We start from the raw sequence: 22,678 nt of genomic DNA, 5'->3' as shown, positions 1-22,678 counted from the left end.
CCTCACCTTACCTTTTACTCAACAATTTGCATTCTTCTACAAATTCATATTGTCCCTGTAACATATCTTTCGCACTATTGATGATCCCCTGATCTGCAGTTAGCCCAAACACACATGAACCACTCCCTGACATCATAACACAATCGAAGGGGAAATCGCTCATTTTACGCTTAACTTCTATAATTTCTTTATTCACTTTCATCGCTGAAGCCTCTAAGGTATTACCCAGATACTTTACAAACGATGAATCATTGTTTTCTAATCGACTTAATGCTTCTTCAATATCAGGATGAATACAAGTATCAAAATCAATATTTTCATATGCTTCTTTCGTAGAGACACCACTTTGCGGCTTCACCAACAGTACCTTGTATTCCAATTGAGTATGAATCGCTTCTAACTTCTCACCAATCCCACGAACCCGACATATCTGGTTTTTTAAACAGAAAGGAACATCCGCACCAATCTTTAGTGCAATCACTGCGAGTTCTTCTTCACTCACCTGCAGCTTACACAGTTCATTGATTGCCACTAACATAGCAGCACCATCTGCACTTCCCCCAGCAAGGCCTGCTTGCATTGGGATTTGCTTATCCACATGAATTTTAAAACATTCTTTTATATTATATGCCTCTCGCATTAATTCAATCGCCTTACATATGGTATTGTCTGAAGTAAATTCCATCTCGATATTACTTGTAAACATATCAGCATCTGATAACTCCACATCTAGTGTATCATGTAAGGAAATTGGTGCCATAATCATATCCAGATCATGATATCCATCTTCTCTTCTTCGTAATACATTCAGTGATAAATTGATTTTTCCATATGCCTTAATCTTCATTGCATTCTACCTCATATAAGCGAACAAACGCTTCTTGTGGCAAACTCTCTGCTCTTGCTGCATAAGCAATTTCTGCTTTATCAAGATTCTGTTTTGCTTTTTCTTTATCCTTTAAATATTCGCCATAGTTATTTAATATCGTTTTTCTGCGCTGTTTGAAACAAGCCTTTACCATTTGAAAGAATCCTTGTTCATCCTTTACTAAATTACTAGGGCAATAGGTAAACTGAACAACTGCACTATCCACATTTGGTTTTGGATTGAATACATGTTTACTTATCTTCATAATTGTTTTTACTTCATAATTATACTGTGTAATAATACTCAAAGCATTATAATCTTTTGTATTTACTTCTGCGCCAAAACGATCTGCTACTTCTTTTTGCATCATTACCGTAATCTGCTTTATATCTGCATTACTTTCAAATATCTTAAATAAGATTGGTGTTGTTATATAATAAGGAAGATTTGCGGCAACTACGACCTCTCCATACTTCCCAACAAATTCTTTTAAATCAACATTCAGAAAGTCTTCCTGTATCACTTCCACATTATCTTCATCCTGTAATGTATCTGCAAGAACAGGAATTAATCGCTCATCAATCTCAAATGCAACGACCTTCTTGGCATACTTCGCCAAAAACTGAGTAAGTGCACCAATTCCTGGTCCTACTTCAATTACAACAGTATCGTCATTTGGTACTGCGTTTCTGGCAATTTTTTCTACAATCTGTGATTCTACCAAGAAGTTTTGTCCATAATTCTTCTTCGCATACAGATCATAAGTTTCCAGTATTTCTTTGGTATTCGATGGTGTTGCAATTATTTTACTCATAAAGTTCCTCGATCATCTCTTCTAGTTCTTCTTTGGTTATCTGAAACATATTTAAACGCTTAAACAATGTCTTAGCATTGCACTCTCCCAAAAAGAGATGGTTTCCAATAACCTTTCTTAATTGACGCGAATCTTCACGTCCCTGAAATCCCATTGAAAGATAATCTGTATAAGACAGACTTTCTGTGATTTCTTTATCATACGTAATTGTATGTGCCAAAGCTTCTTCTAACGCTTCTTTATCTGCATGTTCAATTCCTACTTTTTTACTTGTCCTGCATTTCTTTTTATCAATAAAGGCATTCTTCAAATTAGGAATGGCATCATTCAGACGTTTACGTATTCGCTCACCTGCACTATCAGGATCAAGAAACAGAATCACTCCACGTTTGTCATTCAGTTTACGAATTGATTCAATTTTATCTTTAGATAAATGTAAACCATTTGTCTCAATTGTATCTACATCAAAAAAACTTTGCAGTTTTACAGTATCATGTCTTCCCTCGACAACAATTACTTCTTTCAATTTCATATATAAATTATAGCATATAAAGATAATAAAAGTGTGTGGAAGTTCCACACACTTTTACTGCTTTCTACACATACTTCTCAACGATTTCTATAATCTGTTCTTTTGTATCTGTACAGAAATACCATTTGTTTTGTTTTTTCATGTGGTCAGTTTCCTTCCACACATAAATTGTCTGAACAATTTTATCGCCTTTTTTCTCAATCAATGTATAATCACTGTTTGCAAGATTTAAACGATAACCATCAGGATTCGTTTCTTCATCATATTGGTCGCCATCATAAACCGCACTATCTAAAAGATCATGAAGTTTCTTGGCATCTTCGTCACTCAACACAACTTCTGACTCATCATCCTGACCAACAATCAGAACTACTTTTGATTTTAGCTCTTTTTCTGACGTATCGCTATTGTTAGCCGCTTCCGATTGACATCCCACAAGTAGAATAGTTAGTACACAGAAAAGAGCGAGCACTTTTTTCATAATATAGCCCCTCCATTCTAATTACATTATATACTGTGTAAAATAAAATGACCATTCTAATGAACAGGGAGTTATATTTTTGTTACAAAAATCACTTTTTTGACTCTATAAAGAGTTCAAAGTAGAAAATTGCACCCTTTCCTTTCTCACTGAGAACTCCATAGCTTGCACTATGCAGTTCTAATATTCCTTTCACAATACTCAACCCAAGACCGGTTCCTAGTTCCTGACGCTTATGATTTTTCTTTAGCTGATAGTAACGATCCCAAACATATGGAATATCTTCCTGTTTAATACCTTTACCTGTATCTTCCACTTCGATACGCACTCGGTTATCAAGAACAATCTGACGTACATATACCTTCTTATCTTCACCTGTATAATGAATTGCATTTCCTAAAATATTGTAAATAACCTGATTAATCTTATCATGATCAGCATTCACAAACACTTCTTCATTTGATTCAACAATAATTTCATAGTTATCATTTTCAATCATTTTATTCAAACGAGTAACTGTGCTTCTGATTAAATCAGTTAAATTAAACTGTTCTGTTTTTAATTCTTCTGTATTTGCCTGTAATTTTGATAATTCTAAAATATTGTTTACCAAATTTGTCAGTCGTTTTGTTTCATCAATAATTACCTGAATGTTTTCTTTTGTATCTTCTCCAGGAAGGTCACGAATAACTTCACTATATCCACCAATCATCGTTAACGGTGTTCGTAAGTCGTGTGACATATTGGCAATCAGTTCATTACGTAACGTCTCTACCTTACTTAGTTCCTGAACTGCATAATTCAAAGTCTCGTTTAATTCATCAATCTCAAGATATCCTTTTCCATCAAAATAAATATCCAACTTACCCTCGGCCAGCTTCTTTGCTTTTTCATTTGTCTTATGAATAGGCTTTGAAGTAACTTCTCCAATAATGTAAGCTACAATTAATGATAAGAAAATTAGAACCCCTGTAATAATTAACAGTTGTCTTTCCAATGTTGATACAGTTTCATCAATTGGTGTTAGACTACCACTTACAAAGATAAAATATCCTTCTTTATCACTAAGATCCACAATTTTTCCATAATACATCGATGTGAAACTTGTACTTTTCTGAGCAGTAAATGTAAAGGTTTGCTGCGTAAATTCTGTTTTCGAGCCTCCTGCTTTACCTGCATTCTTTAATAAGCTCTCAATAGCATTTTTATCCACTCCATTTTGAACACATACTTTACGAGAAAGAATCCGCTCATAGTCCTCTCCTGACAATGCATATGTACCATATTGAGTTTTGTCTAACACCACAGCACAATAATTACTATTATATTCAAGTTCACTGATGTACGTGTCTAACTCATCTTTAGTAGCATTTTCATCTTTAATAACATCTAATATATTGGAAGATGCATCTTTGATTTGCCCTGTTTTTATTGCACGATAAAAATCATCCAGAAACACTATCTGGAATAACCAAAGAATCGCAATTATAACTATCGCAAAAGCTAGAATATATATAATTATTCTACTCCTGAGACTCATCTTCTTTCGTTTCAAAACGATAACCTACTCCTCTCAATGTGACAATTGTTGTACTGTATTGTCCCAGTTTTTTTCTTAATAACTTAATATGTGTATCAAGGGTCCGATCATCTCCATAAAAATCATAACCCCATACTTTTGAAATTAACTGCTCTCTAGTAAGAGCAATATCTTTATTGTTTACCAAATAAAATAATAAATCGTATTCTTTTGGTGAAAGTTCAATTCTCTGATTATCAATCTTTACTACTCTTGAAGTGAAGTTCATTTCAAATGTATCATAAACAAATTTTTCTGAGTTATCTTCTCGCTGATACCTTTTTAAAATTGCTGCAATTCGCATCATTAATTCTTTTGGTGAGAATGGTTTTACTACATAATCGTCTACACCGATTTCAAACCCATGGATTCGATCATATTCTTCACCTCTCGCTGACAGCATTAAAATAGGAACATTACTGAACTTACGTATTTCTTTACATGCACTAAATCCATCTAGTTCCGGCATCATTGCATCCATGATTACTAGATCAATGTGATCTTCCTTCTTCATCACTTCAATCGCTTCTAATCCATCTCCAGCTTCGCAGTATTCATAACCTTCAAACTGTGCATACTTTTTAACGATATCTCTTATGTTTGTTTCATCATCTACAATTAGTAATCTTTTCATAATATAGTTTCTCCTGAGTCTATTATATAGCACTTTCTTCGTTTATGTATGGAATTCAGCCGTTTTCTATGTGAAATTTTTGTGAAACGTACTATTTATCAGTATATATTTATTATATACTTAAGATAACAGAAGAGGATAAGATTTTATGAAAATCCAAATTAACGAGATTAAAACCAAAGACAAAATAATTGAAACGATGAAACTTGTGGAAACTACCTTTATGGAATTTGTAGGTAACGATTATACACAAGAAGGTGTAGATGAATTTTTGAGCTATACTAATGTCGAAAATATTCTTCATCTCATGGATGAAGATAAAATTATTATTTTTGGCGCCAGTATAGATAATAAGATTGTTGGAATGATTGCCATGCGTCAGCCATGTGCAATTACGTTGATGTTTGTGAATAAAGACTATCATCACAAGGGCATTGCAAAACAGTTGTTTAATCATGTACTACGAAACTGGTATGATGGTAAGCAACCAATTACGGTACATTCATCTCCATATGCAATTCCTGCATATGAGAAGTTAGGATTTGTTATTGATGGAGAAGAACAAGTATCCTCAGGCATTCGTTTTCAAGCTATGATTCACAAAAAAAGTGAGATTTAATTTCTCACTTTTACTTTGTTTCCTTACATTCAAATATCTTATCTAAATAATTGTATGTAATCTGATACTTTTTACCTTTTTCAATTGCAAATGTTATTTCACTTCTGGCTAATGACTTGGCAATTTTCTTACCCATTGATAATTGATAGAACTCAACATCAAGTTCTAATTTCCCTGCAGGAACTAAAATAGAACGGCTAATTAAATCAGCAGCTTTGCCATTTACTGAGTGAAGTACATATTCAGTTGTACCAGGATTCATAATAACTCGCTCTCTTGGTACGGCTGGATAATCGAATTCAACCTCTACTAAATTGTCATTGGAAGACAACAATGTCTTCTTTTTTGCTTTCTGTTTCCTACTAGAAACAATCATTAAAACTACAATTACAATACACACTGTTGCAAATACCCCTATAAATAAAGGTAAGTTATCTTGCATAAAATTTTCATCCATAACTTTTCTCCTTCATTTATTAAGACATTATAAAACTGAAAAGGGTTCGTTCTATAGTGCTGAAACTTTATCAAAGTCATATTGGATACCTTTACATAGGTAAACAATATGTTCACAAATATTTACACTGTGATCTCCTGCTCTTTCAATGTTTCTAAACAAATTAGAGAGATAGAATACATGTTTTAAATTTGGATCTTTTTCTTCCACTAATTTATGACGAAATTCACGTAATAAATTATTCAAAGCTTCATCTTCTTTTGGTATTTCATATGCACTTTGTACATCTTTTTCTTGGTAACTTTTCATAACTGCTTCTAGTATTTGAATCAGTTTGTTTTCCATGATTACTGCATGATTTAATAAGTGATCATATTCATCTTCATCACTGTTCTTCAAAATATACGTTGCCAATCCTTTAGCATAGTCTCCGATTCTTTCTAAATCAGATGCAATTTTGATTGCTACTAGTACACGACGTAAATCAGTAGCAACTGGACGAAGCAATACAATGTCAGCAATTGCCTGATCATTGATGTTTATTTCGTAGTTATTAATGATTTCATCATTGTCTATGATTTCATGAGCCAACTTGTCATCGTAGTTTGTCAGTACCTTAGCACATCTGCGATGTTGTTCAATTACTTGTTCACCCATGTGGATAACACTCGTCTCCAATTTCTTTAACTTCTTATCTAATTTGATCATATGGACCTCCTATCCGAATCTACCTGTAATATAATCTTCCGTTTTCTTGTTTTTTGGATTAGAGAATAATTTTAAAGTAGAATCAAATTCAATAACTTCTCCCAATAGGAAGAATGCTGTATCGTCACTTACCCTTGATGCCTGTTGCATTGAGTGGGTTACAATTAATATTGTATATTCTTTTTTCAATACATCAATCAATTCTTCAATTTTTTTTGTAGCAATTGGATCTAACGCACTTGTTGGCTCATCCATAAGAATGACTTCCGGCTTCATTGCGATTGCTCTGGCGATACATAAACGTTGTTGTTGTCCACCAGATAATCCCATTGCATTTTTATTTAAACGATCTTGTACTTCATCCCATAAAGCTGCTTGCTTTAATGACGTTTCCACGATTTCGTTTAATTCTTTTTTGTCTTTAATTCCCTGACATCTTGGTCCATATGCAACATTGTCAAAAATACTCATAGGAAATGGATTTGGTTTTTGAAATACCATACCTACTTTGGTACGAAGTCCAATCACATCCGTTTGTGAAGATAGTAAATTACTTCCATCAAAGATTACATCACCTTCAATGCGTACACCATCTACTAAATCATTCATTCGATTTAGCGTTCTTAAAAAGGTACTTTTCCCACACCCAGAAGGTCCGATTAATGCTGTGACTTTATTTGCTCTAATTTCTAAATTAATATTCTTTAATGCCTGAAAATCTCCATAATATAAATCTAAATTCTTCACATCGAACTTGATATCTTCCATTAGCTTTTACCTACTTTCTTGTTGATTCTTTTTGCAACCCATTTTGTTAATAAATTTAATAATACGATTAAGATAATTAAGATGGTTGCTGTTGCATATGCTTGTGATTTAGCTGCGTCGTTAACACCTTCACTAGCTAAATAATATAAATGCGTTGTTAATGTTCTACTTGATGAGAAGATTCCCTCTGGCATATAGTATACCATTCCTGCTGTTAAAAGTAGTGGGGCACTCTCAGAAATAATTCTACCCATTCCTAAGATGATAGCACTAATGATACCACTCATACTTGTAGGTAAAATTACTTTAAATATGGTTTGCACCTTACTTGCACCTAAACCATAAGAGGCTTCACGCAAGTCATTAGGTATTGTTTTTAATGTTTCCTCAATCGTTTTAATTAAGATTGGTAAGATCATAATAGTTAAGGTTAGGGAACCTGATAATATCGAATATCCATTGGTTAGTGGCTGTAGTATTGTTACAAACAGACTAAATCCAAACAATCCATATACGATACTAGGTACACTTACTAACCCATCAATTGCAAAACGAATAATTCTAGTCACTCTTGTATCTCTTGCATATTCATTTAAGTAAATAGCACTGAAGATACTAATAGGTGTTGCAATCAACAGGGTTAATACTACGATATAAATCGTTCCAACAATCATTGGCAATATACCACTGTTTTCATGATTACTTACACTGTAACTATTGAATAAGAAATCAAAACTAATATGAGATAATCCATTCTTTAATACAAATCCTACAATTAGAACTAAAGAAAGAATAGTAATTGCACTTGCAATCCAGATAAGAGCAAGTTGGATATTGTCTTTTACTTTCCTGCTCATACTCTACACCTCTCTTTTCTTCACAAATAAAATGAAGATGTTAATAATACTTACAAAGATAAATAATACAACTCCTGTCGCAAATAAAGCCGCCTCATGCGTTCCACTCGCATATGCCAACTCCATTACTATATTTCCTGTAAGCGTTCGTCCTCCGCTTAAGAATGCTTCATATAGAGGATTAAGGATTGGCATTGCGTTAGAGTTACCAGCAACTAAGATTACTGCCATTGTTTCCCCAAGCGCTCTACCTAACCCCAATAAGAACGATGTCAGAATACCACTTTTTGCATATGGTATTTTCACTTTAAAAATTGTTTGTATTTTGGTAGCACCTAGAGCCAGCGATCCTTCATCAATTGTTTTAGGAACACTTTTTAATGCAGATGTCGAAAGTGATACTACGGTTGGTAAAATCATAAGTGCCAGAATAATCGAAGCAGTTAGTAAAGTTGAACCACTACGTAATCCAAATACTTCCTGAACAAGGGGAACTACTAACGTTAATCCAAAGAATCCATAAACAACACTTGGTATTGCTGCTAATATTTCAACTGCTGACAATACGACATTTCCAATTTTCTTAGGTGCTATTTCGCTAATAAAAATAGCTGTATATAATCCAACTGGGATCCCAATAATTACAGCAGCAATCGTTGTAAGAACACTTGCCACAATAAATGATAAGATTCCATACTGACCACTTGTTGGTGCCCAGACATCAGATGTAATAAATGAAATAATATCTACTTCTTTAAATAATGGTAATGCTTTTATTAAGGTAAAAATCAATATTGCAGCAAGTGCCAAAACCGAAATAAAAGTGAAAAAGAATACAATCTTTTTAAATACACTATCTAATCTTTTCTTATATTCAATTGAATTCATAGAACTCCTCTCTAGTGCAAAAGCACACAATTGTGTGCTTGCTCATTTACTCTGCTCTTTCTACAGGAATATATTTTTGTTCCTGAATAATCGCTTTTCCTTCATCAGAGAATATGAATTCAAACAGTGCTTCTGCTTCTTCACTTCCCTTTATCACACATAATGTAAATGGTCTTCGCAATTTATAACTTCCATCTTTAATTGTATCTTCATCAGCCTTCACACCTTCAATGCTAACAGCTTTGACCTGGTTTGAATTTGAGCCTAGTGAAATATAACCAATTGCATGGGTATTACCAGACACATCACTAATCACTGATCCTGTTGCATTTTGAATATCTGAATTGCTAATCAATTCTGCCGTTTCAAATCCAACAACCGATTCAAACCCATCACGCGTTCCTGAACCTTCTTCTCTTGATACAACTGCGATTTCCTTATCTTCACCACCAACATCTTTCCAGTTGATAATTTCTCCAGTAAAAATCTTTTTTACTTGATCCAGGGATAAATCTTGTACGGGGTTATCTTTGTTAACAATCACAATAATTCCATCCCATGCAATTATCGTTTCATCTAACTTTTCAGCTTCATCTTCTTTTAAGTCTCTTGAAACCATACCTACATCAAATGTTCCATCGATTGTACCTTTGGTACCAACACTAGATCCACCACCTTGTACAGTAACTAGAGCTCCTGTTGATTCATTGTATTTTTCTGCCAGTTGCTCCATCAGTGGCTGTACAGATGTAGAACCTCCTACAATATAGTTAGATGCACCATCTTTACCTGATGATCTTCCACCACATCCGGCAAGTAGTAAACTACACACAAGTGCAATCCCCCATATTTTTTTCGTCATAAAAATTCCTCCCTTTAGCCACTTAAAGTATAAATCTCTTACATAAACTGCTTATAAATGTTTTGTTAAGAAACGGTTAAAAAAAGAAACAATCACTTGAATGATTGTCTCTTTTTAGAATTATGCTCTTTTTCTTCTTTTGATTATCGCAACAATTGCCATCAAACTAATGAATGCAAGCGCTGTCGTTGTATTAAGATTCGTTGTATCTCCTGTATTCGCCCCTTCTGTACCTGGTGCTACTGATGGGTTTTTAGAAGGATCTTTTGATGGATTTTTACTTCCATCTTTAGTAACAAACTTATCCACTACTTTATTACTTGGCGTAAACTTATCTTCACATCCTGTATTATCTTTTTCAAGAATCTTACCTTCTGCAATATTTGTTACTTCGCCGTTAAAGTCGGCATTGATTGTTACTTTGAAGGTTACGGTTACACTTTCATTTGCCTTTATAACTGGAATCTCCCATTGTACATAGTCATTTCCATCATAAACAACACTCTTGCCATTCACCATAACTCCATTCACTTCAATATTCGATACACTTCCATCTACATATTTTGTGAATTCTGGAATTGCATCTCTTACAACTACATTATTTGCATCTCCATTACCTGAGTTAGTTACGGTAATCTGATACTCCACTTCACTTCCAAAGACTAAATCTTTTGATTTGTCATAAGAAGATGTCTTAACAAGCTCCAATTTAGGACTTGCTACTTTATGTGTTACTGCATTCGACGCAATATCATAATCACCTGCTTTGATTGATGCTGTATTCTTAACTTCATCTACTGCATCTTTCGTTACTTTTACACTGAATGTTACACTTATTTCTTCACCAGGCGCAACACTATCAAATATCCAAGTTAGTTTATCATCAGTTTCTGTGATTTCCACATCATCAATACTTGCATCTGCACTTCCACTCACTAACTTCGTTCCTGTTGGGATCGGATCAGTAATTACCACTTTTTGCGCTTCATCAGTATTATTTTTATAACTGATTTGATAATCAATCTCATCTCCTACATAAACCATTCCATCTTCAAACTCATTTAACGCTTGTTTTGGTGCGATTGGATTGGTAACTTTATTTGTAACAACCAAAGGATTATCATTCACAATAATCTCTCCAGCGTTTTCAATTTCTCCAGATTCGCCAGTAACCTTTACTTGGAAGGTTACTTCTACTTTTTCATTTGGTTTTACTTCATCAAACGTCCAAGTAATAAGATCTCCATTTACACTGATATCATTAGCTTTAAGTGAATCTTTTGTTACTTTTGCACTGTCATCTACATACGTTGTCCCTGTTGGAATTGTATCTGTAATTACTACCTTTTGGTTATCTTCTGTTCTGTTGGTGTGATCAATTGAATAATCAATTGTATCTCCTACATTCACTCCACTTCCATTACCTGGTGTTGCTTTCTTAGATTCAACTGGATTGGTAACTTCATTGGTTTTTACTTTGTAACCATTCGCTGAAATATCTGCTTTGTTGGCAATTACATCTTCTGCATCTTTTGTGACGATAACACTAAATGTTACTTCTACTGTTTCACCTGGTTGTATGCTGTTAAATTTCCAAGTTACTTTATCTGATGTTTCCTTTATATCTGCTGTCGTCACATTTGAGTTTGGACTAACTGCTGCACTTCCTGCAACCAGTTTCGTACCTGTTGGAAGTTTGTCATCGATGATCACTTCTTGAACATCACTTGCGTTATTTTTATAACGTACCGTATAGTCGATTTTATCTCCTACATTTACTCCACTTCCATCTGCTGGATTCGCCGTTTTTACTCCTATTGGATTTGTTACCTTATTAGTAATTACCAGAGGATCATTGTTTACAATAATTTCTCCAGCATTTTCAATTTCTCCAGTACCAGGATCTGTTACTTTCACTTTGAAAGTTACTTCCACTTTTTCATTTGGTTTTACTTCATCAAATGTCCAAGTAATAATATTTCCACTTACTGTAATATCATCTGCTTTAATGGAATCTTTCGTTACTTTTGCACTTCCATCTACATAAGTAGTTCCCACTGGTACAGTATCACTAATTACTACCTTTTGGTTTTCGGAAGTTTTATTCGTATGATCAATTGAGTAACCAATTGTATCTCCTACATTTACTCCATTTCCATTACCTGGTGTTGCTTTTTTCGGTTCTACTGGATTCTTTACTTCATTTGTTTTTACTTTGTATCCATTTGCCGATATATTTGCTTTGTTGGTAATTTCGTCTACTGCATCTTTTGTGACGATAACACTGAAGGTTACTTCTACGGTTTCACCTGGTTGTACACTATTAAATTTCCAAGTTACTTTATCTGTATCTTCTTTTATATCTGTTGTTGTGACATCCGAATTCACACCAACTAGTGCACTTCCTGCTACAAGTTTCGTTCCTGTTGGAAGTTTATCATCAATAATAACTTCTTGTACTTCAGTAGAGTTATTTTTATAACTTACCGTGTAATCAATTTTATCACCGATATTCACACCATTACCATCTCCTGGATTTGCCGTTTTCGGTTCTACTGGATTTGTGACTTTATTGGTAGTCACTATTGGATTGTTGTTGACTGTAATTTCTCCAGCATTTTCGATTTCTTCAATACCTGAACCTATTACTTTCACCTTAAACGTAACTTCTACTTTTTCATTTGGTTTTACTTCATCAAATGTCCAAGTAATTGTAGTTCCACTTACCGTAATATCGCTAGCAGCAATTGAACCTGAAGTCACATCTGCGCTTCCATTTATCAATTGTGTACCCGCTGGTACCACATCTGTAATTACTACTTTTTGATTTTCATCTGTTCTATTTGTGTGTTCAATCGTATAGTCTATTACATCACCTACATTTACTCCATTACCATTGCCAGGTGTTGCTTTTTTTAATTCTACTGGATTTTCTATTTCATTCGTTTTAACTTTATAGCCATTAGCTGATATACTTGCTTCATTTGTAACAACATCTATTGCATCTTTATTCACAACCACACTAAAGACCACCTTTACTTCTTCGCCTGGTTGTACAGTTGTAAATTTCCAAGTTACTTTATTAGTTGACTCACTAATGTCTGCTACAAATACATCTGAATCAGCATGAACTGCTGCACTATTTGAAATCAAGTCTGTTCCTACTGGAATTTCATCTTCAATTATTACTTCTTGTGCTTCAGTCGAATTATTTTTGTATCGAACTGTATACTCAATTCTGTCACCTACATTGATTCCATTACCATCTTTTGGTGTAGCTGTTTTTGGATCAATTGGATTCGTTACTTTATTTGTAACTACTGAAGGATTGTTATTTACTTGTATTCCACCAGCATTTTGAACTTCTTCAATTCCTGAACCACCAACTACTTTTACTTTAAACGTTACTTCCGCTTTTTCATTCGGTTCAACCTTATCAAAAGTCCAAGTAATAAGATCTCCATTAATACTAATATCACTTGCTGCAATTGACCCTGAAGTCACTTCCGCACTTCCTGCAACTAGTTTTGTTCCAGCTGGAACTGTATCTGTAATAATTACTTTTTGATCTTCTGTTGAGTAATTCACATGACGAATTGTATAGTCAAGCGTATCTCCTACACTAACTCCATAATTATCCCCAGGCGTTACATCCTTTGGATTTAATGGATTCTTTACTTCATTGGTTGCACGAGATGTACCATCTACTACAACCAATCCCTTGTTTTTGATTACTTCAACTAATGTTTTCTCTTTTGCTTTTACTGCAAATTTAACACTAACTGTTTCTTGAGGTCCTACCGTTGCAAATGTCCATTCAACATCACCATCTGTTTCTGCTGGTGTTCCAGTTCCACTTACTACTTCTGCACTTCCAGAAACGATTGTTGTTCCTGCAGGAGCCGAGTCTTTAATTACAACTTCTTGATTCGCATTTGTTGTGTTTTTATAATCAAGGGTATACACAAGAGTATCTCCTGATTTTACAGGAGTTAAATCTCCTACATCTACTGTTTTTACAGCATTGATGTAATTTTTTGTTGCTGATTCATAATAAGAACCAGTATTTGTAAAACGATATTCTAATGTATTTTCAATTTCCATTCCTGCAACTGGCTCAATTGTGTCTTTTACCTTTACTTCAAAGGTAATAATTACTTCTTCACCTGCTGCTACTTCATCAAAAATCCATTTTAGTTCTTTTGAATTTGTTGTATCTGCTTTTGTATATGTGTATACTCCAGCATCACTGGCTATCTCTGCATCATCTACAGTTACCTTTATCGTGTCATCACCTAAAAAGTCTACTTCTTCTGGTAATTCATCAACAAACTCCAGATATTTTTTCTCATTACTTTCATTTTTATACTTCAATGTATAGGTGATTGTATCCCCTGGTTTGATTGCACCACCAATTTCAACTTTATCGTTTGTTTTCTCTGCTTCTTTTTCAACACTATGAGTAACGTTATTAGTTTCCACTTCATAATCGCCTGCAGTGATAGAAGCTTTGTTTGTTACTTTATCAACCGCATCTGCTGTCACTTTCACTTTAAACGATACTTTTACTGTTTCATTTGGTTGTACAACTGCAAATTTCCACGTTACCTTATCATTAGATTCAAGGATATCCGTTGTCATCACATCAGAGTCATTTGTCACTACCGCACTATTATCAATCAATTTCGTTCCATTAGGTATTAAATCGCTAATAAGTACTTCTTGTGCTTCATCTGTATTGTTTTTGTATTGAACATTGTATTCAATCTCATCACCTACAAATACCTCTGAACCATCTGAAGGTGTTGCCGTTTTTGGTGCTACTGGATGAATGATTTCATTGGTCGTTACTAGTGGATCATTATTTATTTGAATTGATCCAGCATTCGTCACCTCTTCAATTCCTGATCCTCCAACTACTTTTACCTGGAAGGTAGCTTCTGCTTTTTCACCAGGTTGAACTTCGTCAAACGTCCATGTGATTGTCGTACCACTTACCGTAATATCAGTGGCATTAATTGAATCCCCCGTTACTTTTGCACTATCTTCTACCAGCGTCGTTCCCGCAGGTATTGTATCTTTAATTACTACTTTTTGATTAGCTGTTGTCTCATTTGTATGAGCAATTGTATAATCTACTTTTTCACCTATAGAAACTCCATTTCCATTTCCTGGATTTGATTTTTTAGGTTCTATTGGATTTTTTACATCGTTGGTGATTACCTTGTATCCATTTGCACTTATATCTGCAGTGTTAGTTACCACATTAACTGCATCTTTTGTGACGATTACATCAAATGTTACTTCAACAGTTTCATCTGGCTGTACACTTGCAAACTTCCAAGTTATTTTATCGTTTCCTTCAAGTATATCCGTAGTTGTAACTTCAGAATTTGCTGTTACAGCAGCACTTCCGCTTACAAGTTTTGTACCTGTTGGTATCACATCATCAATCTGTACTTCTTGTACCTCAGTTGAGTTATTTTTATAACGAACAGTATAGCTTATCTTATCACCTACATTTACGCCATTTCCATCACCTGGAGATGCTTTTTTAGGTTCTACAGGATTAATAACTGAGTTTGTCTTAATAGATGGATCATTGTTCACCTTAAGCATCCCTGTGTTTTCAATCTCTTCTATACCTGTTCCTGTTACCTTTACCTTAAAAGTTACTTCCGCAACTTCACCTGGTTTTACCTCGTTAAAGGTCCACATAATTGGTCCTAAGCTTATACCACTTATACTTGTTGCATCAATTGAATCAGCAGTTACAGTAGCACTATCAGCAACATATGTTGTTCCTGCAGGCACAATATCTGTAATCACCACTTTCTGATTTTGAGTTGAGTAGTTTTCATGGCGAATTGTATACTCTACAATATCCCCTACAGAAACTCCATTTCCATTCCCTGGATTTACACTCTTAATATTTACAGGGTTTTGAACTTCATTTGTTTCTAAATCATTACCATCTACATTAATTATTCCTGTATTCTTAATAACATTCTCAGTAGTGTTTTCATTTACTTTTACACTAAACTCCACTTTTATTACTTCTTGTGGTGCAACAACTGGCAATGTCCATTCTACTGAACCAGCATTTTCTAATATTGTTCCAGTTCCATTTATTACATTTGCACTTCCATTTACAAGTGTTGTTCCTGTAGGTGCTGCATCCTTGATTACAACGGATTGATTTGCATCTGTTGTATTCATATATTCGATTGTATAAATCAGTGTATCACCCGATTTTACTGGTGTTAGATCACCTGCATCTACCGACTTCAATCCATTTAAATAGTTTTTTGTAGATGTTTCTTTATATGCACCATTATCTGATAATCGATATTCTAAGGTGTTCTCTATTTCAGTACCAACTACTGGTTGCAATGTATCTTTTACTTTTACATCAAAGGTAATTACTACTTCTTCGCCAGCTGCGACTTCATCAAAAATCCATCTTAACTCTGTAGAGTTTGTAGTGGCTTTGCTTATATAGGTATAAACACCATCGTTTCCACCAATCGCAGTTCCATCAACTTTTACTTGAACTGTATCATCACCTAAGAATGTTACTTCTTCTGGAAGTTCATCCACAAATTCAAGATATTTTTTCTCATTGCTGTCATTTTTATATTTTAGTGTATACGTAATTGTATCACCAGGTTTTACTGCTCCACCAAATTCAATTTTGTCATTTGTTTTTTCTGCTTCATTTTCGGCATTATGAGTCAACTCATTGGTTGTGATTTTATAGTTGTTTGCAGTAATCTCCGCCTGGTTTGTAACACTGTTTACTGCATCTTCAGTAACCTTAACCTTGAATGTCACTTTTGCTGTTTTACCTGGTTGTACACTTGCAAACTTCCAAGATACTTTCGCACTCGACTCAACAATATCTGTTGTTGTTACATCTGAATCTGGGCTTATCACAGCACTGTTATCAACAAGTTTCGTACCTGTTGGAATTGTATCCTCAATTAGTACTTCCTGTTCTTCATTTGAATTGTTTTTATAACGCACTGTATACTCTATCTCATCACCCACAAATACTTGTGAGCCTTCCGCAGGGGATGCCGTTTTTGGATCAATTGGATTGGTAATTGTATTCGTTTGTACCAATGGGTCATTATCTAACTCAATTCCACCAGTATTTTTTATCTCTTCTACCACACCGCTGTCGTTCACTTTTACTTTAAAAGTTACTTCAGCTTTCTCGTTAACTTTTACTTCATCAAATGTCCATGTAATCTTATTTCCATCTATTTCAATGTCTGATGCATCTATAGAATCCGCAGTAGTTTTAGCACTATCGCTAACTAGTGTTGATCCTGCTGGTACCGTATCCGTAATTACTACTTTCTGGCTATCTTTTGAGTAGTTAACGTGACGAATTGAGTATTCAATTATATCCCCTGCTGTCACTCCATTACCTTCACCTATGTCTGAACGCTTTGGATTTACTGGGTTTTTAACTTCATTGGTTGTAATGGTTGAACCATCTACTTCAATTTCACCAGTATTTTTAATTACTTCGCTTGTAATTCCATAATCTACTTTTACACTAAATTGTACTTTTAATGTTTCTTGAGAAGCTACTGTAGGGAAAGACCACTCTACATCATTTCCAGTCTCAGCTGGTGTTATTGCTGGTCCATCTACCACACTGGCACTGCCTGCAATTAACGTTGTGCCAGCAGGTGCTGCATCTCTTATCACCACTGCTTGATTTACATCAGTAGTATTTAAATATTCAATTGTATAGATAAGAGTGTCTCCAGATTCTACAATTGTTAAATCACCTACATCTACAGACTTCACTCCATTGATATAGTTTTTTGTACTTGTTTCTGTATAAACATCATTGTCTGATAAACGATACTCTAATGTATTTTCAATTTCGGTTCCAGCAACTGGTTGTAAAGTGTCTTTTACTTTTACATCAAACGTAATTATTACTTCTTTACCACCTGCCAAGCTATCAAATATCCACTTTAATTCAGTTGAATTAGCTGTATCTGTAGCATCAAAACTAAATGTAGATGAACCTTCAGATATTTCACTTCCATCTAATGTTACTTTAATTGTATCTTCACCTGCAAAAACTACTTCTTCAGGTAATTCATCTACAAACTCTAAGTATTTAGAGGCAGTCCCTTCATTTTTATATTTCAGAGTATACGTAATTGTATCACCTGGTTTTACTGCTCCACCTACTTCAATTTTATCATTTGTTTTTACTGGTGGTTGTTCAATTTTATTAACTACTTTATTTGTAGTAACCTCTGGATCATTATCAACTTTCACTGTTCCCGTATTTTCTACCTGTGTAATCGATGAGATATCACTTACTGTAACTTTGAATTCCAATGCCACAATTTCTCCTGGATCAACAGCTGCAAAACTCATCTCTACAGTATCATTCGCAAAATCGGTATTTGAATGGAATGCTCCACCTTCTTTAGCGACTGCACTGCCATTCACATAGGTTGTTCCGGTTGGTATTGCATCCTTAATTAAAACATCCTGAGTTACATCACTCGTATTTTTATAAGTTACAGTATAAGTTAATTCCTGTCCAAGACCAACTGAAGTTGATTGTCCTGGTGATACTGTCTTTACTGGATTTACTGTATTTGTAGTTTCACTTTCAAAATATGTATATTGATTCTTGTCTACTCTGGAATATACGATATTATTAATCGTAATACCAGCACTTAAATCTTCTTTTACTTTAACTTGATATTCAATCCTAACCTTGCTTTTATCAGGAACACTATCAAATTCCCATATTAATCGCTTCGAGAATACAGAAAAATCACTAAAGCTATAATCTGTACCTAGTTCTGCCTCTACATCATCAATGAATACTTTCATTGTTGTTGGCTGATAGATTACATCTACAGGCAGTTCATCACGCATCTGCAAATAGGTAGCTCGATCACGATCATTTTCATAATCTAAAGTATACGTTATTATATCGCCTGGTTGTACAAAGCCACTTGTATCACTTTGATCTGTACTTTTTATTGGTGCATTAAGTGAACGATGATATGTCGTATTACTTTCCACTAAATGAGGTGCTCCATTAAACTCTGTAATTTTTGCAGTATTATCAAACAATTTACCCGAAGCATTTTCTTTTACTTTTACCTTCACATAAATAGTCAAATATTCTTTGGCCGAAATATTATCAAACACAAAAGAAAGTTTTTGTCCTTCTCTAGTAACATTTATACCATCTTGATCATGTATCACTCCATAATAAACACTATTATTGGTAATATGGATATCATTATAATTCTCTTCACTCAGTTCTAATCCATCCGGCAATACATCTTCCATATGAACATTTGTCATCCCTAGGTTTCCAGTATTTTCTATTCTTAACTCATAACTAATATTTGAACCCAATGCAACCTGTTTAGGATCATCCTTACTTCCACTTATTGGATTAGAAGATTTACGAATACTAACTACCTTATCCAATAGTTCTACTTTTGTTATATTCCCATCCATGTCTGCTGGTAATTCACTACCTGCATTATTTGTGATACCAGTGTAGTGTGGTTGGTTATATGCATATAACGCGTTACCTTCAGAATCTTTCTTATATTCTTCAGGTGCATTCATATAAACTGTTACCGCAACTGATTCTTCTTTACCCAATATAAATTCTTCATTTTCAGAATCTTTTCTCAAATCTACTGCGATGGCCTTCACATCTGCTAGATTGTCCGGTTGTGTTGTTGTCCAACCATTTGTACCATCATCAAGATTATTGTCAAGATCATATGGTGCATCAGGATTGAGCGAATAATATACTACCGGATCAGCACCTTGCAAAGATGCTGTAGCAGTAGAAATACCCGTGAATGTTCCTTGCCAGTACTCTTCTCCATTTGGTACAGCATTTTCTAATCTATCATAAAAAATAAGATTTTTTGCAGATACTGCATCGGAATTTGTCAAACGTAGTTCGTAACTGTACGAGTCCATTGCATTTGCTGTTGCACCAGTTAAAGAATATATTGAGTCCTGTCGATTCTTAGCCTTTTTTTGAAATCCAACTTCAGAAGAAGTTGTTCCTTTAACTGTGGAAACTCTTTGCCCATAACTAACATTTTTACTATCAGTAATCCCATCATTGTTTAAATCACTAAACAGTTCCTGTAGTTCATCACTTCCTAGATAAGTTCCTTCTCCATAATAGGAACCATCGTCAGCTAATTCTCCATATAACTCTTCTTCACTCATAAATGCCATTTGATTGTGCAATGAATTATTAAAATCTGCGGCAGCTGCCCATGAAATTTTTGTATTTACATCAATTTGAAATCCTGATCGAACTATTCCTAGTGATTCCACATAATTATAACCAGGTGAATAACTAACATTAATAACTAACATCGTTCTTCCTGAACCTCGATAGTTTTCAATTACTTCTACACCATCTAATGTTCCATAACCTTCACCTCTTGGTCCATATACAGTGATTCCTTTACTAGAATCATACATCATTCCTAGAGGTAATAAGTCATAAAATGTTCCATGATATTGTGGCGCAAAACCATCCATTTCAACAAGTTCCTGTTCACTAAGTCCACCACCAGTTATTGTAGTAAGCGAAGATAACTGATACCTCAAATCAAATGATGCATCCGCAGTATTATTACTATACTCTTGTAATGCTTTCCCTGCAGTTGTTGACATTGTTACAGAACCTAGCTGTACTTCTGCCATTTGTCTTTGAACATAAGATCCATACACTGCCAAATCTCGATCACGACGCATTTGAATATCTGTTTCATCATTTCCTACATAATCATCCGTCTCTGGTATAGCAACTCTTGTTCCTGTATTGTCATACACATAAGTCATAGCTTCATTACGAAGTGTAGCTGATGTATCTGTTGCTTTAATAATAGAATCAGCTGGATCTCCTGTCATTCCACTTTTTTCAACAACATGGTCAGTCGGATGAATCTGATATACAATTCTATCAATCATCATTGAAAGATCTTCTACACATTCATCTTGTACAATCTTTATTTGATATGCATTGGCAGGTATTGTACCATCTTCATAACTATAAGTAATTTTAGTAGGATCTGGGTTGGTAATTTCTACCCATCCATCATTTTCACTAACTCCCAAGACACGAACATAAACTTTTAATGGAGTTGCAGAATCAACCTTCTGTGCTACCCATTTTCCTGTATTGGGATCCTTTACCATTTGAGTTTCCTCAGAACGTGCATTAAAACTTAGAATCATGTAATCATCTGGGTTTAATTGTTCAAATGCAGTTCCACTATCACTTTTAATTGATACAAAATCATCAATTAACTCTGCTTTATATGGTGCAATACTCTTTCCTTCGACATATAATCGAGCAACAAAGCTACGATTAAAATTAAACTCACTACCATTTTGCAGGGTTGTTACTGCAGCATTGTATAAACTGACACTTCCATCACTAATCGCTTCCTTTGAGATTCTAACTCCAAATTCATTATACTCATAATCACCATCTATAATGGTATATGTTTGTGTATAGTCATTTGAAACCGACCCATCATCTACACCTGTAGCAGTATAACGTATTGTATTTTCTACTTTTGTTGTTTTTGAGTTATCTTCTTTTTCTTTTGGATAACGAACCAAAACTCCTACTGATGCTCTTCTGCTGTCATAGGAATTGGCTGTAAACTGAATTGTGCTGAGATCTCCACCAAAAACTAAACCAGTTTCTGATACACTTGCAGTATTTGGATGTTGAGAAATTGCAATGATTTCACCTTCATCGTCAGCTTTCATAATATCTTCTACTGTAATTGTTGCAGGTTGACTCTGACCATCCATATAATAGTTTGTACGCCAATATACATAGTAATATTTATCTGCATCTGCATCTGGAGTCCCCCAATGACTTTGCCATTGAATATATTGATTTTCTATTCCTTTAAAAGATTTAATACTACCAATTGTTGTATTTACTTTTGTAGTTAATGCATTTGATTCACCAGTAACTTCTACACCTTCTTCTACCGTTTTTACAGTTGCTTTAATTTCACTAGTTGTTCCATTTGCGATTTCTCCTGGATTATATTTATAAAGAACATCGCAATCAAAAAGTGTTCCAGCATTTATTTTTGCGTAGTTGGTAATCACTATTTCATTTGTTTCTGTATCAATTGTATAGCGAAAAGACGATGCACCACCAGTTTCTGAGGAATGTACAACTCCTATCTCAGACAACTCAACACCGTTTCCATCTCTTGTATTAAAAATATATCTTGGTACACGTATTTCTACTTCTCCAATTTCTGCTTCATGTACACTTTCATAACGAATATGATAAGCAAACGTCTTTGCATCAAACGATGTTGGAGACTGTTCCGCTAAAGGTTCAGTTAAAATCTGCTTATTATCATCTAACCAATTTAACTGAATCTTAAAATCATGTTCATCTTCAGCTTTTATAATTGAGCTGTAATTCGTTGTGAAAATACCAACTAATAACGTCAGTATAATCGTTAATTTGAAAGTTTTATCAAATCTTTCTTTCCATTTATTTTTTATCATTGTATGCCCTCCTAAGTGAT

Annotated in this window: 14 protein-coding genes; 1 reads left to right on the top strand and 13 read right to left on the bottom strand. The window is 34.4% G+C overall.

What is annotated here, in order from left to right; all coding sequences use genetic code 11:
* Positions 1 to 7: 7 nt before the first annotated feature.
* From ispE to J2S15_RS08640, 6 genes are all read right to left on the bottom strand, one after another.
* On the bottom strand, positions 8 to 847 hold the full coding sequence (gene ispE / locus J2S15_RS08665) for a 4-(cytidine 5'-diphospho)-2-C-methyl-D-erythritol kinase (protein ID WP_307407371.1): 840 nt from the start codon (positions 845 to 847) through the stop codon (positions 8 to 10).
* Positions 837 to 1,682: a 16S rRNA (adenine(1518)-N(6)/adenine(1519)-N(6))-dimethyltransferase RsmA gene (gene rsmA / locus J2S15_RS08660; protein WP_307407369.1), complete on the bottom strand. Its 846-nt coding sequence runs from the start codon at positions 1,680 to 1,682 to the stop codon at positions 837 to 839. Before rsmA ends, ispE begins: the two co-directional genes overlap by 11 nt.
* Positions 1,675 to 2,214: a ribonuclease M5 gene (gene rnmV, locus J2S15_RS08655; RefSeq protein ID WP_307407367.1), complete on the bottom strand. Its 540-nt coding sequence runs from the start codon at positions 2,212 to 2,214 to the stop codon at positions 1,675 to 1,677. The genes rsmA and rnmV overlap by 8 nt, the downstream gene beginning before the upstream one ends.
* Before the next feature lie 64 nt (positions 2,215 to 2,278).
* Positions 2,279 to 2,695: a hypothetical protein gene (locus J2S15_RS08650; protein WP_307407365.1), complete on the bottom strand. Its 417-nt coding sequence runs from the start codon at positions 2,693 to 2,695 to the stop codon at positions 2,279 to 2,281.
* Positions 2,696 to 2,786: 91 nt separating this feature from the next.
* On the bottom strand, positions 2,787 to 4,250 hold the full coding sequence (locus J2S15_RS08645; RefSeq protein ID WP_307407363.1) for a sensor histidine kinase: 1,464 nt from the start codon (positions 4,248 to 4,250) through the stop codon (positions 2,787 to 2,789).
* Positions 4,219 to 4,908, bottom strand: a complete 690-nt coding sequence (locus tag J2S15_RS08640; protein WP_307407361.1) for a response regulator transcription factor — start codon at positions 4,906 to 4,908, stop codon at positions 4,219 to 4,221. The genes J2S15_RS08645 and J2S15_RS08640 overlap by 32 nt, the downstream gene beginning before the upstream one ends.
* Positions 4,909 to 5,056: 148 nt before the next feature.
* Between J2S15_RS08640 and J2S15_RS08635 the strand changes: the two genes are divergently transcribed.
* Positions 5,057 to 5,527, top strand: a complete 471-nt coding sequence (locus J2S15_RS08635) for a GNAT family N-acetyltransferase (RefSeq protein ID WP_307407359.1) — start codon at positions 5,057 to 5,059, stop codon at positions 5,525 to 5,527.
* A 10-nt stretch (positions 5,528 to 5,537) separates the two neighbouring features.
* Here the strand turns inward: J2S15_RS08635 and J2S15_RS08630 are convergent, their stop codons facing one another.
* From J2S15_RS08630 to J2S15_RS08600, 7 genes are all read right to left on the bottom strand, one after another.
* Complete coding sequence (locus J2S15_RS08630) at positions 5,538 to 5,984, bottom strand: hypothetical protein (RefSeq protein ID WP_307407357.1); 447 nt, start codon at positions 5,982 to 5,984, stop codon at positions 5,538 to 5,540.
* Positions 5,985 to 6,035: 51 nt separating this feature from the next.
* A complete protein-coding gene (phoU, locus tag J2S15_RS08625) occupies positions 6,036 to 6,692 on the bottom strand; it encodes a phosphate signaling complex protein PhoU (RefSeq protein ID WP_307407355.1) in 657 nt (218 codons plus the stop codon).
* Between the two features lie 9 nt (positions 6,693 to 6,701).
* On the bottom strand, positions 6,702 to 7,460 hold the full coding sequence (pstB, locus tag J2S15_RS08620) for a phosphate ABC transporter ATP-binding protein PstB (RefSeq protein WP_307407353.1): 759 nt from the start codon (positions 7,458 to 7,460) through the stop codon (positions 6,702 to 6,704).
* A complete protein-coding gene (gene pstA / locus J2S15_RS08615) occupies positions 7,460 to 8,317 on the bottom strand; it encodes a phosphate ABC transporter permease PstA (RefSeq protein WP_307407351.1) in 858 nt (285 codons plus the stop codon). Before pstA ends, pstB begins: the two co-directional genes overlap by 1 nt.
* Before the next feature lie 3 nt (positions 8,318 to 8,320).
* On the bottom strand, positions 8,321 to 9,205 hold the full coding sequence (pstC, locus tag J2S15_RS08610) for a phosphate ABC transporter permease subunit PstC (protein WP_307407349.1): 885 nt from the start codon (positions 9,203 to 9,205) through the stop codon (positions 8,321 to 8,323).
* A 46-nt stretch (positions 9,206 to 9,251) separates the two neighbouring features.
* A complete protein-coding gene (locus J2S15_RS08605) occupies positions 9,252 to 10,067 on the bottom strand; it encodes a phosphate ABC transporter substrate-binding protein (RefSeq protein ID WP_307407347.1) in 816 nt (271 codons plus the stop codon).
* Positions 10,068 to 10,187: 120 nt separating this feature from the next.
* Positions 10,188 to 22,658 carry an isopeptide-forming domain-containing fimbrial protein gene (locus J2S15_RS08600; protein WP_307407345.1) on the bottom strand — a complete coding sequence of 4,157 codons (12,471 nt, stop codon included), beginning with the start codon at positions 22,656 to 22,658 and terminating at the stop codon, positions 10,188 to 10,190.
* Positions 22,659 to 22,678: the final 20 nt, after the last annotated feature.

This window comes from Breznakia pachnodae, from assembly GCF_030814225.1.
Taxonomy (GTDB): Bacteria; Bacillota_I; Bacilli_A; order Erysipelotrichales; family Erysipelotrichaceae; genus Breznakia; species Breznakia pachnodae.
Note: the sequence above shows the minus strand (reverse complement) of the source record. Positions and strands in the feature narration are given on the sequence as shown.